This is a genomic window from Enterobacter hormaechei subsp. xiangfangensis (assembly GCF_001729785.1).
GTDB classification, from domain to species: domain Bacteria; phylum Pseudomonadota; class Gammaproteobacteria; order Enterobacterales; family Enterobacteriaceae; genus Enterobacter; species Enterobacter hormaechei_C.
The window spans coordinates 248,869-265,989 of sequence record NZ_CP017183.1 but is presented as its reverse complement, the minus strand read 5'-3'; the positions used below and the strand labels follow the sequence as shown (position 1 = coordinate 265,989).

The 17,121-nt window shown below is 55.4% G+C and carries 12 protein-coding genes; 9 read left to right on the top strand and 3 right to left on the bottom strand.

Annotated elements, in window-relative coordinates; translation table 11 throughout:
• Nucleotides 1-3: 3 nt before the first annotated feature.
• The 9 genes from thiC to BFV63_RS01260 all read left to right on the top strand — a co-directional run bounded on the left by thiC (nt 4) and on the right by BFV63_RS01260 (nt 8,049).
• Entirely contained in the window at nt 4-1,899 is a 1,896-nt protein-coding gene (gene thiC, locus BFV63_RS01300) for a phosphomethylpyrimidine synthase ThiC (RefSeq protein ID WP_023315206.1), read from the top strand.
• On the top strand, nt 1,899-2,540 hold the full coding sequence (gene thiE, locus BFV63_RS01295; RefSeq protein WP_003862319.1) for a thiamine phosphate synthase: 642 nt from the start codon (nt 1,899-1,901) through the stop codon (nt 2,538-2,540). Before thiC ends, thiE begins: the two co-directional genes overlap by 1 nt.
• On the top strand, nt 2,527-3,282 hold the full coding sequence (thiF, locus tag BFV63_RS01290; protein WP_045347365.1) for a thiazole biosynthesis adenylyltransferase ThiF: 756 nt from the start codon (nt 2,527-2,529) through the stop codon (nt 3,280-3,282). The genes thiE and thiF overlap by 14 nt, the downstream gene beginning before the upstream one ends.
• Entirely contained in the window at nt 3,266-3,466 is a 201-nt protein-coding gene (gene thiS, locus BFV63_RS01285) for a sulfur carrier protein ThiS (RefSeq protein ID WP_003862324.1), read from the top strand. The genes thiF and thiS overlap by 17 nt, the downstream gene beginning before the upstream one ends.
• Nucleotide 3,467: 1 nt before the next feature.
• Nucleotides 3,468-4,235: a thiazole synthase gene (gene thiG, locus BFV63_RS01280; protein WP_022650203.1), complete on the top strand. Its 768-nt coding sequence runs from the start codon at nt 3,468-3,470 to the stop codon at nt 4,233-4,235.
• Nucleotides 4,235-5,362 (top strand): 2-iminoacetate synthase ThiH, encoded by a 1,128-nt coding sequence (gene thiH / locus BFV63_RS01275; RefSeq protein ID WP_022650202.1) that lies wholly within the window; start codon nt 4,235-4,237, stop codon nt 5,360-5,362. Before thiG ends, thiH begins: the two co-directional genes overlap by 1 nt.
• 339 nt (nt 5,363-5,701) lie before the next feature.
• Nucleotides 5,702-7,243: a sensor domain-containing diguanylate cyclase gene (locus BFV63_RS01270; protein WP_023315203.1), complete on the top strand. Its 1,542-nt coding sequence runs from the start codon at nt 5,702-5,704 to the stop codon at nt 7,241-7,243.
• Nucleotides 7,244-7,423: 180 nt separating this feature from the next.
• The gene (locus tag BFV63_RS01265; protein ID WP_010425948.1) at nt 7,424-7,732 is read left to right on the top strand and encodes a PTS sugar transporter subunit IIB; all 309 of its coding nucleotides are present in this window, start codon (nt 7,424-7,426) and stop codon (nt 7,730-7,732) included.
• On the top strand, nt 7,732-8,049 hold the full coding sequence (locus BFV63_RS01260; RefSeq protein ID WP_003862327.1) for a PTS lactose/cellobiose transporter subunit IIA: 318 nt from the start codon (nt 7,732-7,734) through the stop codon (nt 8,047-8,049). The genes BFV63_RS01265 and BFV63_RS01260 overlap by 1 nt, the downstream gene beginning before the upstream one ends.
• A gap of 56 nt (nt 8,050-8,105) precedes the next feature.
• Here BFV63_RS01260 and rpoC read toward each other — a convergent pair whose 3' ends face one another.
• From rpoC to rplL, 3 genes are all read right to left on the bottom strand, one after another.
• On the bottom strand, nt 8,106-12,329 hold the full coding sequence (gene rpoC / locus BFV63_RS01255; protein WP_022650200.1) for a DNA-directed RNA polymerase subunit beta': 4,224 nt from the start codon (nt 12,327-12,329) through the stop codon (nt 8,106-8,108).
• A gap of 76 nt (nt 12,330-12,405) precedes the next feature.
• Nucleotides 12,406-16,434, bottom strand: coding sequence for a DNA-directed RNA polymerase subunit beta (gene rpoB / locus BFV63_RS01250; protein ID WP_008503453.1), 4,029 nt, complete (start codon nt 16,432-16,434; stop codon nt 12,406-12,408).
• Between the two features lie 319 nt (nt 16,435-16,753).
• Complete coding sequence (rplL, locus tag BFV63_RS01245) at nt 16,754-17,119, bottom strand: 50S ribosomal protein L7/L12 (protein ID WP_002445276.1); 366 nt, start codon at nt 17,117-17,119, stop codon at nt 16,754-16,756.
• Between the last annotated feature and the right edge of the window lie 2 nt (nt 17,120-17,121).

Below are 17,121 nucleotides of genomic sequence, written 5' to 3'. Positions count from 1 at the left end.
GCTATGTCTACTGCAAAACTGACCCGCCGCGAACAGCGCGAACACGCACAACGCTTCATCGACACCCTGGAAGGCACCGCTTTCCCGAACTCGAAACGCATCTACATTTCCGGCTCACAGGCTGATATCCGCGTCCCGATGCGCGAAATCCAGCTCAGCCCGACGCTTATCGGCGGCAGCAAAGACAACCCGCAGTTTGAAGACAACGAAGCCGTGCCGGTGTATGACACCTCGGGCCCGTACGGCGATCCTGATGTTGCTATCAACGTCCAGCAGGGTCTGGCAAAGCTGCGCCAGCCGTGGATAGAGGCGCGTAACGACTGCGAAGAACTGAGCGTGCGCAGCTCTGCGTACACCAAAGAACGCCTGGCCGACGACGGTCTGGACGCGCTGCGCTTTACCGGCCTGCTGACGCCGAAACGCGCTAAAGCGGGCAAATGCGTAACCCAGCTGCACTACGCGCGCCAGGGTATCGTCACGCCGGAGATGGAGTTCATCGCCATCCGCGAAAACATGGGCCGCGAGCGCATCCGCAGCGAAGTGCTGCGCCACCAGCATCCGGGTGAAGGGTTTGGCGCTCGCCTGCCGGAGAACATCACGCCGGAATTTGTGCGTGATGAAGTGGCCGCCGGGCGCGCCATTATCCCCGCCAACATCAACCACCCGGAATCCGAGCCGATGATTATCGGCCGCAACTTCCTGGTGAAGGTCAACGCCAACATCGGCAACTCAGCGGTGACGTCATCCATCGAAGAAGAGGTGGAAAAGCTGGTCTGGTCGACGCGCTGGGGCGCGGATACGGTGATGGACCTTTCCACCGGCCGCTATATTCACGAAACCCGCGAATGGATCCTGCGTAACAGCCCGGTGCCGATTGGCACCGTCCCGATTTATCAGGCGCTGGAGAAGGTCAACGGCATCGCCGAAAACCTCACCTGGGAAGCGTTCCGCGACACGCTGCTGGAGCAGGCGGAACAGGGCGTGGACTACTTCACCATCCACGCGGGCGTGCTGCTGCGCTACGTGCCGATGACGGCGAAACGTCTGACCGGTATCGTCTCACGCGGCGGTTCGATTATGGCGAAATGGTGCCTTTCCCATCATCAGGAAAACTTCCTCTACGAACACTTCCGCGAAATCTGCGAAATTTGCGCCGCGTACGACGTCTCCCTGTCGCTGGGCGACGGCCTGCGTCCTGGCTCCATCCGCGATGCTAACGACGAGGCGCAGTTTGCCGAGCTGCACACGCTGGGCGAGCTGACCAAAATCGCCTGGGAGTACGACGTGCAGGTGATGATTGAAGGCCCGGGCCATGTGCCGATGCAGATGATCCGTCGCAACATGACCGAAGAGCTGGAGCACTGCCACGAAGCACCGTTCTACACGCTGGGGCCACTGACAACTGACATCGCGCCGGGCTATGACCACTTCACGTCAGGCATTGGGGCGGCGATGATCGGCTGGTTCGGCTGCGCCATGCTCTGCTACGTGACACCGAAAGAGCACCTCGGCCTGCCAAACAAAGAGGACGTGAAGCAGGGACTGATTACCTACAAGATTGCCGCCCACGCGGCGGATCTGGCGAAAGGCCATCCGGGCGCGCAAATTCGCGACAACGCCATGTCCAAAGCGCGCTTTGAATTCCGCTGGGAAGACCAGTTTAACCTGGCCCTCGATCCGTTCACCGCCCGCGCCTACCACGACGAAACCCTGCCGCAGGAATCGGGCAAAGTCGCGCACTTCTGCTCCATGTGCGGACCAAAATTCTGCTCGATGAAAATCAGCCAGGAAGTACGCGATTACGCCGCCGCGCAGACCATTGAAGTCGGCATGGCGGACATGTCGGAAACCTTCCGCGCGAAAGGCGGCGAAATCTACCTCAAAAAAGAGGAGGCATAATGTACCAGCCTGATTTCCCCCCTGTCCCCTTCCGCTTAGGGCTTTACCCGGTGGTGGACAGCGTGGCGTGGATAGCGCGCCTGCTGGAGGCAGGCGTTCGCACGATCCAGCTACGCATTAAGGATAAACGCGATGAAGAGGTGGAGGCCGACGTGATCGCCGCTATCGCGCTGGGACGTCGCTACCACGCCCGCCTGTTTATCAACGACTACTGGCGGCTGGCGGTTAAACACCAGGCGTACGGCGTGCATCTGGGACAGGAAGATCTGGAAACGACCGATCTCAACGCGATCCGTGACGTCGGTCTGCGGCTGGGCGTTTCTACCCATGACGATATGGAGATCGACGTGGCGCTGGCAGCCCGCCCCTCTTACATCGCGCTCGGTCACGTTTTCCCGACGCAAACCAAACAGATGCCGTCCGCTCCACAGGGCTTGACGCAGCTGGCGGCCCACGTTAAGCGCCTTGCCGATTACCCCACCGTTGCCATCGGCGGGATCAGCCTTGAACGCGCGCCCGCCGTGCTGGAAACCGGCGTCGGCAGTATCGCCGTCGTCAGCGCTATCACCCAGGCCGCAGACTGGCAGGCCGCCACCGCACGGCTTTTACAACTGGCAGGAGCAGGCGATGAAAGATCGTGATTTTATGCGCTACAGCCGCCAGATCCTGCTGGAGGATATCGCCATTGACGGGCAGCAAAAGCTGCTCGCCAGCCGGGTACTGATTGTCGGTCTGGGTGGATTAGGCGCCCCCGCCGCGCTGTATCTGGCTGGCGCGGGCGTGGGCACGCTGGTGCTGGCCGATGACGATGAGGTACATCTCAGCAATCTGCAACGGCAAATCCTCTTCACGACAGAAGATATCAACCAGCCTAAAGCGCACGTTACGCGCCAGCGGCTGAACCAGCTTAACCCCGATATCGAACTGGTCGCGCTCCAGACGCGGCTGAGCGGGGAAGATCTGCAACGCGAAGTGGCCCTTGCCGACGTGGTGCTGGACTGTACGGACAATATGGCGACGCGTCAGGCCATCAACGCGGTCTGTGTTGCGCAGAACACGCCGCTGATCACCGCCAGCGCGGTCGGTTTCGGCGGGCAAATAATGGTGCTTACGCCGCCGTGGGCACAGGGCTGCTACCGCTGCCTGTGGCCTGACGAGGCTGAACCGGAGCGTAACTGCCGCACGGCAGGCATTCTGGGCCCGGTGGTGGGCGTGATGGGTACTCTTCAGGCGCTGGAGGCCATCAAGTTGCTCAGCGGCATGGAGACAGAACGCAACACGCTGCGGCTGTTCGACGCCCGCTCCAGCGGATGGCGTCATCTGGTGTTAAACCGCGCCAGCCACTGCCCGGTATGCGGAGGCCGCAATGCGCATTCTGTTTAACGATGAGCCGATGACGTGCGACGACGATCTTACCGTTGCCGCCCTGCTCGACACGCTGCGCCAGCTGAAGCCGGGAACGGCGCTGGCGCTCAATCAACAGATCCTGCCGCGCGAACGGTGGGAACATCAGCAGGTCAATGAAGGCGACCAGATCCTGCTGTTTCAGGTTATCGCAGGGGGCTGAGATGTTACGTATTGCCGACAAAGTCTTTGATTCACATCTGTTTACCGGAACCGGAAAATTCGCCTCTCCGCAGCTGATGGTGGATGCCATTCGTGAGAGCGGCAGCCAGCTGGTGACACTGGCGATGAAGCGCGTGGATTTGCGTCAGCACAACGATGCCATACTTGCGCCATTACTGGAGGCAGGCGTGACGCTCTTACCGAATACCTCCGGTGCGAAAACGGCCGAGGAAGCAATTTTCGCTGCGCAACTGGCGCGGGAAGCGCTCGGCACCCGCTGGCTGAAGCTGGAAATTCATCCGGACGCCCGCTGGCTGTTGCCCGATCCGATCGAAACCCTGAAAGCGGCAGAGAAGCTGGTGCAGCAGGGATTTACCGTCCTGCCCTACTGCGGTGCCGACCCCGTGCTGTGCAAGCGTCTGGAAGAGGTCGGCTGCGCGGCCGTAATGCCGTTAGGGGCACCCATTGGCTCCAACCAGGGACTGGAGACCCGCGCGATGCTGGAGATCATCATCGAGCAGGCGACCGTGCCCGTGGTGGTGGATGCGGGCATCGGCGTACCCAGTCACGCCGCGCAGGCGCTGGAGATGGGGGCCGATGCGGTGCTGGTCAATACCGCGATTGCGGTGGCCGACGACCCGGTGATGATGGCGCGTGCGTTCCGCCTTGCCGTGGAGTCCGGTCTGCTGGCACGCCAGTCCGGCCCTGGCTCGCGCTGCGTTCAGGCGCAGGCCACCAGCCCGCTGACCGATTTTCTGGAGGCGCTCTGATGGCTACCTTTACCGATCGCTGGCGTCAGCTGAACTGGGACGATATTGCCTTACGCATCAACAGTAAAACCTCTGCGGACGTAGAGCGGGCATTAACAGCCAAACATTTGACCCGCGAGGATTTGATGGCGCTGCTTTCTCCGGCAGCCGGCGCGTACCTTGAACCGATGGCGCAGCGCGCGCAACGCCTCACCCGCCAGCGTTTTGGCAACACGGTGAGCTTTTACGTGCCGCTCTATCTTTCTAACCTGTGCGCCAACGACTGCACCTACTGTGGTTTCTCCATGAGCAACCGTATTAAGCGTAAAACGCTGGATGAGCATGAGATCGCCCGCGAGTGTGCGGCTATTCGTGAGATGGGTTTTGAACATCTCCTGCTGGTGACGGGTGAACATCAGGGCAAAGTGGGGATGGACTATTTTCGCCAGCATCTTCCGGCCATCCGCCGCGAATTTGCCTCGTTGCAAATGGAAGTGCAGCCTTTGTCGCAGGAGGAATATGCGGAGCTGAAAACGCTCGGGCTGGACGGCGTCATGGTCTATCAGGAAACCTACCACGAGGCGACCTATGCCCGGCATCACCTGAAAGGGAAGAAGCAGGATTTCATCTTCCGGCTGGAAACGCCGGACAGGCTGGGGCGCGCCGGTATCGATAAAATTGGGCTGGGCGCGCTTATCGGTCTGTCCGACAGCTGGCGGGTGGACTGCTATATGGTGGCGGAGCATCTGCTGTGGCTACAGCAGCGCTACTGGCAAAGCCGCTATTCCATCTCTTTCCCGCGGCTGCGTCCGTGTACGGGAGGCGTTGAACCCGCTTCGCTGATGGATGAGCGCCAGCTGGTGCAAACCCTGTGTGCATTTCGCCTGTTCGCGCCGGAAGTGGAATTGTCGCTCTCCACGCGTGAATCACCCGCGTTTCGCGACCGCGCGATCCCGCTGGCGATCAATAACGTTAGCGCCTTTTCCAAAACGCAGCCGGGCGGTTACGCGGACGATCACCCGGAACTGGAACAGTTTGCACCGCACGACGGACGACGGCCCGAAGCGGTGGCGGAAGCCCTGACTGCCCAGGGGCTACAGCCCGTGTGGAAAGACTGGGATAGCTGGCTGGGAAGAGCCTCGCATTAGCGCTGAAACCGACTGCAAAAACGCGAAAAGGTTACGAGGCGGCTCGTAAGATCAAAACCGGGCGATTGAGGCGATCTGCCTGGTTTTCTTATGCTTTACCACGTCAGCAACGGACGCTGACCAGGGTGAAAATGCTTCTTCCTCGTTTCGCCCTGCCCTCCGCCTCTTAAACAAAATTTTAATCGATACAATAAATACGTCGTTTCTTATCTACGCTTAAGATAAATCATCTCGTCGGTAATCGCCTTCTGTATAATTTACTACCAGCAACCGGACAGCGACTATGCTGAGGGTATCGACAGACGCAACGCGTCTACCATCTGGATTGATGTACAACTCATGGCACTCCACAGTAAAAAGCTCTCTTTTACGCGGCCAATTATGGTCAGCTTCGCGGGGATCCTGCTCAGTTTTGCGCTGATCGCCATCCTGGTTATCCTTTCACAGAGAAAGGATTTTCTTGAGGATTATCATAAGATTAATGGTAACTTCACCCATAATCTGGCGGTAAACTATACCGAATCCATCCTGCGAGAAAATGACTATATTCTTGGTCGTGCTGCGATGTACTTCGCCCGTAACGACAGAGTAAATCAGACAATTAATATCGACCCGACACACGGTTTGCAGATGTTGATGCATTTGCAGAACCTGATGCCGACGGTGTCGTCTATCTCTCTGGCGGACACAGTAGGGCGCCATCTGCGCGCGCCGGAAGTGCTGCCAACGGAGAAGGGTAAGTCGTTCGACGCCCGGACCCGTCCATGGTTTATCGGACAAGCGGAAGCCAGCAACTTTCCTCACTACACCCGCCCCTATCTGGACTATTTTACCCAACATCCTACGGTCACTCTCTATAAGCCGGTCATTTCACCGGAAGGCCGCCTGAAGGGCACGCTCGCTTTCCATCTTGATTTAACGTCCATGGGGTATACCCTGCGCCAGATGGTGGCGCCGGTTCAGGGTGAGTTTTTTGTTGTGGAGCGTGACGGCGCTGTTGTGCTGCATCCGGACACGGGGGCGCTCTTTAAGCAGTACGTAAGCGAAGCGCTGATGGACCAAATGACCAGCGGCGAGGGCCATCTTTTCGACCCCAAAAGTAAAACCTGGTATTACTACTACTCTTTCACCAATCCGGACTGGTTTGTGATTTATCGGGTCTCCGATGCCACGCTTACCGTCATCACCCGGCATGAGACCACCGTCGTCGGCTGGGGATTTGCGCTGGCGGCAATCATCATCATTCTGTTTGGGCTTTACCTTCGTCATGCCTCGCGTTCTGTGCTGATGAACATTATCAATGCCATCAAAACCGGCGACGTCAACCAGGCGCCACGCCTTGAAGCGATGCTCAGCCATACCATTCGAACCAATAAAGAACGCGAGCTGGCCTATGTCCGTCAAGCCACCCATGATGCGCTGACAGGCTGCAAAAACCGCCGTGCGTTCGACAACGATGTGGATGAGCTGCTGACCGCCCATCAACCCTTCGTTCTGGCGCTGATCGACATCGATAACTTCAAGTCCATTAACGACACCTGGGGCCACCTGAGCGGGGATATTGTGCTGCGCAACGTGGCACGCGAAGGTATTCAGATCATGCAGCCGCACCACGTTCCCGTTTACCGCTACGGTGGAGAAGAGTTCGGCGTGATCTTCCCGGCCGAGCTGATGAACTCCGCGCACGCGCTACTGGAAGCCTGGCGCACCGCCGTTGAAAAGCGGACCTGGCGGGAAGAGAACCTGCGAGTGACCTTCAGCGCCGGGACGGGAGAGTGGCACTTCGAACCGCTGGAACAATTTATCGGTAGCGTAGATGAAGCGCTGTATACCGCTAAACAACAGGGTAAAAACCGCATCGTAAGCACGGCCAGCCGATAATACCCTTACTCAAATTCTGCCCGATCTGACGGGCAGAATGCTCTCCGCGGTAAAATTGTAACCGGTTTCAGAAAAATGCCGATTTCTTTGTGATGCCTGACACACAATCGCGGTAAAGCGGTTGTTGAAGCAGTCTGCACGGGATAATTATCAATAAACACATGTAGATCGAGGCTGACTATGAAGAACATCGTTTTATGCTGTGCAGCGGGAATGTCAACCAGCATGCTGGTTCAACGTATGAAAGATGCCGCGCAGAAAAAAGGAGTCGAAGTAACCATTAAAGCCGTTCCGGTCGCGGAGTTCAAAGATAACATCGCGACGGCTGATATCGTATTACTGGGGCCACAGGTCAAATACGAACAGGCAAAACTCCAGGCGCAGGCCGATCCGCTCGGAAAAAAGGTCGCGGTCATCGACATGATGGATTACGGCATGATGAAAGGTGATGCCGTACTGGAAAAAGCGCTCAAACTTCTGGAGTCATAATGGAAGACTTAGAAACCACGATCATGGAACTGCTGGTCAACGCAGGCGCGGCGCGCAGTGCGGCCCTGACGGCGTTGCAGATGGCGCGAAAAGGCGACTTTGACGAAGCCGAGAAAGCGATGGAAGAGTCGCGTGAATATGTGAAACATGCGCATACGATCCAGACGCAGCTTATCGGTCTTGACGAAGGGACAGGAAAACTGCCGGTTAACCTGATCACCGTTCATTCTCAGGACCACCTGATGAACGCGATGGTAATTCAGGATCTGGCGGGCGACATGATTGAGCTTTATCGACGCATCCCGCTGGTAAACTGAAAATGCAGATATAAAAAAACCCGCCGAGGCGGGTTTTTTATTTACGGCATCAACGATTACTCGTTGTCGGAACCGCCCAGACCTGCGTTCAGCAGTTCTGCCAGGCTCGCGGATGCATCTTCGGCAGTCACCTGCGGTGCAGCTGGCAGTTCGCCCGCTGCGCGACGACGCATACGATCCTGGTGGTACGCATAACCGGTACCGGCCGGGATCAGACGACCCACGATAACGTTCTCTTTCAGACCGCGCAGTTCATCACGTTTACCTGCAACAGCCGCTTCGGTCAGGACACGCGTGGTTTCCTGGAACGATGCAGCAGAGATGAAGGACTCGGTTGCCAGAGACGCTTTGGTGATACCCAGCAGATCGCGCGAGAAGGTCGCGCCAATTTTGCCGTTCGCTTCCAGATCGCGGTTAGCGATCTTAACGCGTGAGTATTCAACCTGCTCGCCTTCCAGGAAGTCGGAGCTGCCTGCGTTTTCGATGGTCGCTTTACGCAGCATCTGACGAACGATAACTTCAATGTGTTTATCGTTAATCTTAACGCCTTGCAGACGGTATACGTCCTGTACTTCGTTAACAATGTAACGGGTAACAGCATGCACACCACGCAGACGCAGGATGTCGTGCGGCGCTTCTGGACCGTCGGAAACCACGTCACCACGTTCTACGCGTTCACCTTCGAACACGTTGAGCTGACGCCACTTAGGAATCATCTCTTCGTACGGCTCGCTGCCATCTACAGGCGTAATAACCAGACGGCGCTTACCTTTGGTCTCTTTACCGAAGGAGATGATACCGCTGATTTCAGCCAGGATTGCCGGCTCTTTCGGACGACGTGCTTCGAACAGGTCCGCAACGCGTGGCAGACCACCGGTGATGTCCTTGGTACCGCCGGATTCCTGAGGAATACGCGCCAGGGTATCACCAGAGCTGATCTGTACGCCATCTTCCAGCTGTACAATCGCTTTACCCGGCAGGAAGTACTGCGCAGGCATATCGGTACCAGGAATCAGAACGTCGTTACCCTGCGCATCAACGATTTTCAGTGCAGGACGCAGATCTTTACCACCGGTAGTACGTTCAGCAGAATCCAGAACCACCAGAGAAGACAGACCGGTCAGCTCGTCGGTCTGACGAGTAATGGTCTGGCCGTCGATCATGTCAGTAAAGCGGATGAAACCACTTACTTCGGTGATTACCGGCATGGTGTGTGGATCCCAGTTTGCAACGGTTTCACCGCCAGCAACCTGCTCGCCATCACCTTTCGCCATAACCGCACCGTAAGGCACTTTATAGCTCTCTTTGGTACGACCAAATTCGTCGATCAGCTTCAGCTCGGTGTTACGGGAAGTGATAACCAGTTTACCGCTGGAGTTCACAACCGACTTCGCGTTGCTGAGCTTGATGCTACCTTTGTTTTTCACCTGGATGCTGGATTCAGCAGCCGCACGAGATGCCGCACCACCGATGTGGAACGTACGCATCGTCAGCTGTGTACCCGGCTCACCGATGGACTGTGCCGCGATAACGCCGATAGCCTCACCTTTGTTGATGATGTGGCCACGCGCCAGGTCACGACCGTAGCAGTGCGCACACACACCAAAGTCGGTGTCACAGGATACAACGGAACGCACTTTCACGGAGTCAACAGAGTTCGCTTCCAGCAGGTCACACCACTGTTCGTGCAGCAGGGTGTTGCGTGGAACCAGAATGTCTGCGGTGCCCGGCTTCAGAATGTCTTCCGCGGTCACACGACCCAGTACGCGATCGCGCAGCGGCTCTTTAACATCACCACCCTCGATAACAGGGGTCATGGTGATACCTTCGAGGGTGCCACAATCGTCTTCGGTGACGACAAGATCCTGCGCAACGTCAACCAGACGACGCGTCAGATAACCGGAGTTCGCCGTTTTAAGTGCGGTATCCGCCAGACCTTTACGCGCACCGTGCGTGGAGATGAAGTACTGGAGTACGTTCAGACCTTCACGGAAGTTCGCGGTGATTGGCGTTTCGATGATGGAGCCATCTGGCTTCGCCATCAGACCACGCATACCTGCCAGCTGACGAATCTGTGCCGCAGAACCACGCGCACCGGAGTCGGCCATCATGTAGATGCTGTTGAAGGAGACCTGCTGCTCTTCTACGCCGTCACGGTTAATCACGGTTTCGGTTTGCAGGTTGTCCATCATCGCTTTGGATACACGATCGTTCGCCGCTGCCCAGATATCGATAACTTTGTTATAGCGTTCGCCTGCGGTTACCAGACCAGACTGGAACTGCTCCTGGATTTCAGCAACTTCAGCTTCCGCTTCAGAGATGATCTCGTGTTTCTTCTCTGGGATGACCATGTCATCGATACCAACAGATGCACCTGAACGCGCTGCATAAGCAAAGCCGGTGTACATTGTCTGGTCAGCGAAGATAACGGTCGGCTTCAGACCCAGAATGCGGTAACAGGTGTTCAGCATTTTGGAGATCGCTTTCTTGCCCAGCGCCTGGTTGACGATGGAGAAAGGCAGACCTTTCGGTACGATCATCCACAGAATGGCACGGCCAACGGTCGTGTCTTTCAGGCTGGTGTGCGCAACGAATTCGCCGTTTTCATCTTTTTCGTATTCGGTGATACGCACTTTAACGCGCGCATGCAGAGAGGCCAGGCCAGCGCGATAAATACGCTCAGCTTCTTTAGGGCCAGTCAGCACCATGCCTTCGCCTTTGGCGTTAACACAGTCACGGGTCATGTAGTACAGACCCAGTACAACGTCCTGAGAAGGAACGATGATAGGTTCACCGTTCGCTGGAGACAGGATGTTGTTGGTAGACATCATCAGCGCACGCGCTTCGAGCTGGGCTTCCAGCGTCAGCGGTACGTGAACAGCCATCTGGTCACCATCGAAGTCGGCGTTATAGGCCGCACAAACCAGCGGGTGCAGCTGGATAGCTTTACCTTCGATCAGTACCGGCTCAAAGGCCTGGATACCCAGACGGTGCAGAGTTGGTGCACGGTTCAGCAGTACCGGGTGTTCGCGGATCACTTCGTCCAGGATATCCCAAACGACAGCTTCTTCACGCTCAACCATTTTCTTCGCGGCTTTGATGGTGGTGGCCAGGCCACGCAGTTCCAGCTTGCCGTAGATGAACGGTTTGAACAGCTCCAGTGCCATTTTCTTCGGCAGACCGCACTGATGCAGACGCAGGTATGGACCTACAGTGATTACAGAACGACCGGAGTAGTCAACACGCTTACCGAGCAGGTTCTGACGGAAACGACCCTGTTTACCTTTGATCATGTCGGCCAAAGATTTCAGAGGACGTTTGTTAGAACCGGTGATCGCACGACCGCGACGACCGTTATCCAGCAGGGCATCTACCGCTTCCTGCAGCATACGTTTTTCGTTGCGTACGATGATGTCCGGCGCAGCCAGATCCAGCAGACGTTTCAGACGGTTGTTACGGTTGATCACGCGACGATACAGATCGTTCAGATCTGACGTTGCGAAACGACCACCATCCAGCGGAACCAGCGGACGCAGATCTGGCGGCAGAACCGGCAGAACGGTCAGGATCATCCACTCTGGTTTGTTACCAGACTGAACGAACGCTTCCAGCAGTTTGATACGCTTGGTCAGCTTTTTACGCTTGGTCTCGGAGTTGGTTTCGTTCAGCTCTTCGCGCAGAGTTTCACACTCTTGCTCCAGATCCATGCTCTTCAGCAGGGCCTGGATAGCTTCCGCACCCATCTTCGCGTCGAATTCGTCACCGAACTCTTCCAGCGCGTCCAGATACTGTTCTTCGGTCAGGATCTGGTTACGTTCCAGATTGGTCATCCCGCCTTCGATAACCACATAAGATTCGAAGTACAGAACACGTTCGATATCGCGCAGCGGCATATCCAGCAGCAGGCCGATACGGGACGGCAGAGATTTCAGGAACCAGATGTGAGCGGTTGGAGACGCCAGCTCGATGTGGCCCATACGCTCACGGCGTACTTTGGTCTGGGTCACTTCAACGCCACACTTCTCACAGATCACACCACGGTGTTTCAGGCGCTTGTACTTACCGCACAGGCACTCGTAATCTTTTACTGGCCCGAAAATACGCGCACAGAAAAGGCCGTCACGCTCAGGTTTGAACGTACGGTAGTTAATGGTTTCCGGCTTTTTAACTTCACCGAAAGACCATGAACGGATCATGTCTGGCGAAGCCAGAGCAATTTTGATCGCATCAAACTCTTCGGTTTTAGTTTGCGCTTTCAGAAACTTTAATAAGTCTTTCACGGATTTGCTCCCGTCGGAGTTAGCACACTCTGCTGTCGGGCGTTAACCCGACAGCAGTGACCTGTTTGAGCGAGAATTACTCGTCTTCCAGTTCGATGTTGATACCCAGCGAACGAATCTCTTTCAACAGTACGTTGAAGGATTCTGGCATGCCCGGCTCCATCTGATGGTTGCCGTCTACGATGTTTTTATACATCTTAGTACGACCGTTCACGTCATCAGACTTAACGGTGAGCATTTCCTGCAAGGTGTATGCTGCGCCGTATGCTTCCAGCGCCCACACTTCCATCTCCCCGAAGCGCTGACCACCGAACTGAGCCTTACCACCCAGCGGCTGCTGAGTAACCAGGCTGTAAGAACCGGTAGAACGAGCGTGCATCTTGTCGTCGACCAGGTGGTTCAGTTTCAGCATGTACATGTAACCTACGGTTACCGGACGCTCGAACTGTTCACCGGTACGGCCGTCAAACAGCGTAATCTGACCAGACGTTGGCAGACCACCCAGTTGCAGCAGCTCTTTAATTTCAGCTTCTTTTGCACCGTCGAATACCGGCGTTGCAATTGGCATACCTTTGCGCAGGTTCTCTGCCAGACGCAGCACTTCTTCATCGCTGAAGGTGTTCAGGTCGACTTTCTGACGAACGTCAGTACCCAGATCATAGGCACGCTGGATGAACTCGCGCAGTTTCGCGACTTCCTGCTGCTGTTTCAGCATGGCGTTGATCTTATCGCCGATACCTTTCGCAGCCATACCCAGGTGGGTTTCCAGAATCTGACCGATGTTCATACGAGACGGTACGCCCAGTGGGTTCAGTACGATATCTACCGGCGTACCGTTAGCATCGTGCGGCATATCTTCGATCGGGTTGATCTTAGAGATAACACCCTTGTTACCGTGACGACCTGCCATCTTATCACCAGGCTGGATCTGACGTTTAACAGCCAGATACACCTTAACAATCTTCAGCACGCCTGGTGCCAGATCGTCGCCCTGAGTGATTTTACGGCGTTTCGCTTCGAGTTTTTTCTCGAACTCGTGTTTCAGTTCGTCATACTGCTCAGCCAGTTGTTCCAGCTGATTCTGTTTCTCTTCGTCGGTCAGGCCCAGTTCCAGCCAGCGATCGCGTGGCAGTTTGTCGAGCTTCTCAGCTTCAACGCCACCGGCAACCAGCACCGCATAGATACGGCTGAACAGACCTGCTTCGAGGATTTGCAGTTCTTCAGACAGGTCTTTCTTAGCCTGTTTGAGCTGCATCTCTTCGATTTCCAGCGCACGCTTATCTTTCTCAACGCCATCACGAGTGAAGACCTGAACGTCGATAACCGTACCGGAAACACCGTTTGGTACGCGCAGAGAAGAGTCTTTAACGTCAGACGCTTTCTCACCGAAGATAGCACGCAGCAGTTTCTCTTCTGGCGTCAGCTGGGTTTCACCTTTCGGCGTCACCTTACCTACCAGAATATCACCGCCGGTGACTTCCGCACCGATGTAAACAATACCGGATTCATCCAGTTTGGAGAGCGCAGCTTCACCCACGTTAGGGATGTCGGCAGTGATCTCTTCTGGCCCCAGCTTGGTGTCACGGGACACACATGCCAGTTCCTGAATGTGGATGGTGGTGAAACGATCTTCCTGAACCACACGCTCTGAGACGAGGATGGAGTCTTCGAAGTTGTAACCGTTCCACGGCATGAACGCTACGCGCATGTTCTGACCGAGCGCCAGTTCACCGAGGTCGGTGGACGGACCATCTGCCAGCACGTCGCCGCGCTCAACTGGCTCACCCAGAGACACACATGGCATCTGGTTGATACAGGTGTTCTGGTTAGAGCGGGTGTATTTGGTCAGGTTGTAGATGTCGATACCCGCTTCGCCCGGATACATCTCGTCTTCGTTAACTTTGATAACGATACGGGATGCGTCAACGTACTGAACGGTACCGCCACGCTTAGCAACTGCTGTAACACCGGAGTCAACGGCAACAGCACGTTCCATACCGGTACCAACCAGCGGCTTGTCAGCACGCAGAGTTGGAACGGCCTGACGTTGCATGTTCGCACCCATCAATGCACGGTTGGCGTCATCGTGTTCCAGGAACGGGATCAGGGACGCACCGACGGATACCACCTGCTGAGTGGATACGTCCATGTAGTCAACCTGGTCGCGGCTGAACAAGCTGGATTCGCCTTTGCTACGGCAGGTAACCAGATCTTCTACAAAGTGGCCTTCGTCATCCAGGTTGGAGTTCGCCTGAGCGATAACGTAGTTGCCTTCTTCGATAGCAGACAGGTAATGAATTTCGTCAGTAACAACACCGTCGGTCACTTTACGATACGGGGTCTCGAGGAAACCGTATTCGTTCGTCTGTGCGTACACGGACAGGGAGTTGATCAGACCGATGTTTGGACCTTCAGGCGTTTCGATTGGACATACGCGACCGTAGTGAGTCGGGTGTACGTCTCGAACTTCAAAGCCTGCGCGTTCACGGGTCAGACCGCCTGGGCCGAGTGCGGAGATACGACGCTTGTGCGTGATCTCAGACAGCGGGTTGTTCTGGTCCATGAACTGAGACAGCTGGCTGGAACCGAAGAACTCTTTCACTGCCGCAGAAATCGGCTTGGCGTTGATCATATCCTGAGGCATCAGGGTATCCAGATCGCCCAGAGACAGACGCTCTTTCACCGCACGCTCTACACGTACCAGGCCAACGCGGAACTGGTTTTCCGCCATTTCGCCTACGGAACGGATACGACGGTTGCCGAGGTGGTCGATATCGTCCACTTCGCCTTTACCGTTACGGATATCGATGAGCTTCTTCATCACTTCAATGATGTCGTCTTTGCTCAGGATACCGGAACCTTCGATTTCGTCGCGCAGCAGAGAACGGTTGAACTTCATACGACCAACCGCGGACAGATCGTAGCGGTCTTCGGAGAAGAACAGGTTCTCGAACAGGCTTTCAGCCGCTTCGCGAGTTGGTGGCTCACCAGGACGCATCATGCGGTAGATTTCGACCAGCGCGCTCAGACGATCGTTGGTTGGGTCGACGCGTACAGTCTCAGAGATGTACGGACCGTGGTCCAGATCGTTGGTGAACAGCGTTTCGATACGTTTGTGGCCAGCCTGGCTCAGCTTAGCCAGCAGATCCAGGCTCAGCTCCATGTTCGCCGGGCAGATCAGCTCGCCAGTTGATTCATCAACGTAATCTTTCGCGGCTACTTTTCCTGCAATGTATTCAACCGGAACTTCGATGTGTTTGATATCATCTTTTTCCAGCTGGCGGATGTGGCGCGCGGTGATACGGCGACCTTTTTCCACATACACTTTGCCGTCGGCTTCGATGTCGAACGACGCGGTCTCACCACGCAGACGTTCCGGCACCAACTCCATCTGCAACTTGTTGTCGCGGATTTCAAAGATCACTTTCTCAAAGAACAGGTCCAGGATCTGCTCAGTGGTATAGTTCAGTGCACGCAGAATGATGGTTGCAGGAAGCTTACGACGACGGTCGATACGGACAAACAGGTTGTCTTTTGGATCGAATTCGAAGTCCAGCCATGAACCACGGTAAGGAATGATGCGTGCGTTATACAGTACTTTACCGGAAGAGTGCGTTTTACCTTTATCGCTGTCGAAGAAGACGCCCGGGCTACGGTGCAGCTGGGAAACGATAACACGCTCAGTACCGTTGATAACGAAAGTACCGTTGTCCGTCATGAGTGGAATTTCACCCATGTAGACTTCTTGTTCTTTAATATCTTTTACGGTGCCTTCCGGCGCTTCGCGCTCGTAGATCACCAGACGCAGTTTTACGCGCAGCGGTGCGGAATAGGTCACGCCACGGATCTGACATTCCTGAACGTCAAACACCGGTTCGCCAAGGCGGTAGCTGACGTACTGCAGCTCGGAATTACCGCTGTAGCTCTGAATCGGGAACACGGAACGGAAGGCTGCTTCCAGGCCGTACTGCCCTTCAGGATCTTGCTCGATAAACTTCTGGAACGAGTCAAGCTGGATAGAAAGGAGATATGGAATGTCCAGAACTTGTGGACGTTTACCAAAATCCTTACGAATACGTTTTTTCTCGGTATAGGAGTAAACCATAGGGTTCCTCAGCTCGCTGACAAGTCGACCCATCTGTCCGACGAAGGGACAGTTTGTGCAACACCATTTTGTGGACCGGAAAATTGAATACTTTCCGCAATACCTGTTGCTATCACGCTTAAACCATTTCATTGCGATTTACACAGAGCGAGCACCCTGTCGCAGTATATTAAGTCGTCGATAGAAACAAGCATTGTCAGGACAACCAGCAGTCAAACAGTGTGAAATGCTGCTGATGCCTTACAGCGCAAAAAGGCTGGTGACTAAAAAGTCACCAGCCATCAGCCTAATTGCTTAGGCTGCAACCAGAAAAGTTGGCTTATTTAACTTCAACTTCAGCGCCAGCTTCTTCCAGAGATTTTTTCAGTGCTTCTGCGTCGTCTTTGCTCACGCCTTCTTTCAGCGCAGCTGGAGCAGATTCTACCAGGTCTTTAGCTTCTTTCAGACCCAGGCCAGTTGCGCCACGTACTGCTTTGATTACAGCAACTTTGTTCGCGCCAGCAGCTTTCAGAATTACGTCGAATTCAGTTTTTTCTTCAGCAGCTTCAGCCGGGCCCGCAGCTACAGCTACAGCAGCAGCAGCAGAAACACCGAATTTTTCTTCCATTGCAGAAACCAGCTCTACAACGTCCATTACGGACATAGCTGCTACTGCTTCAATGATTTGATCTTTAGTGATAGACATTT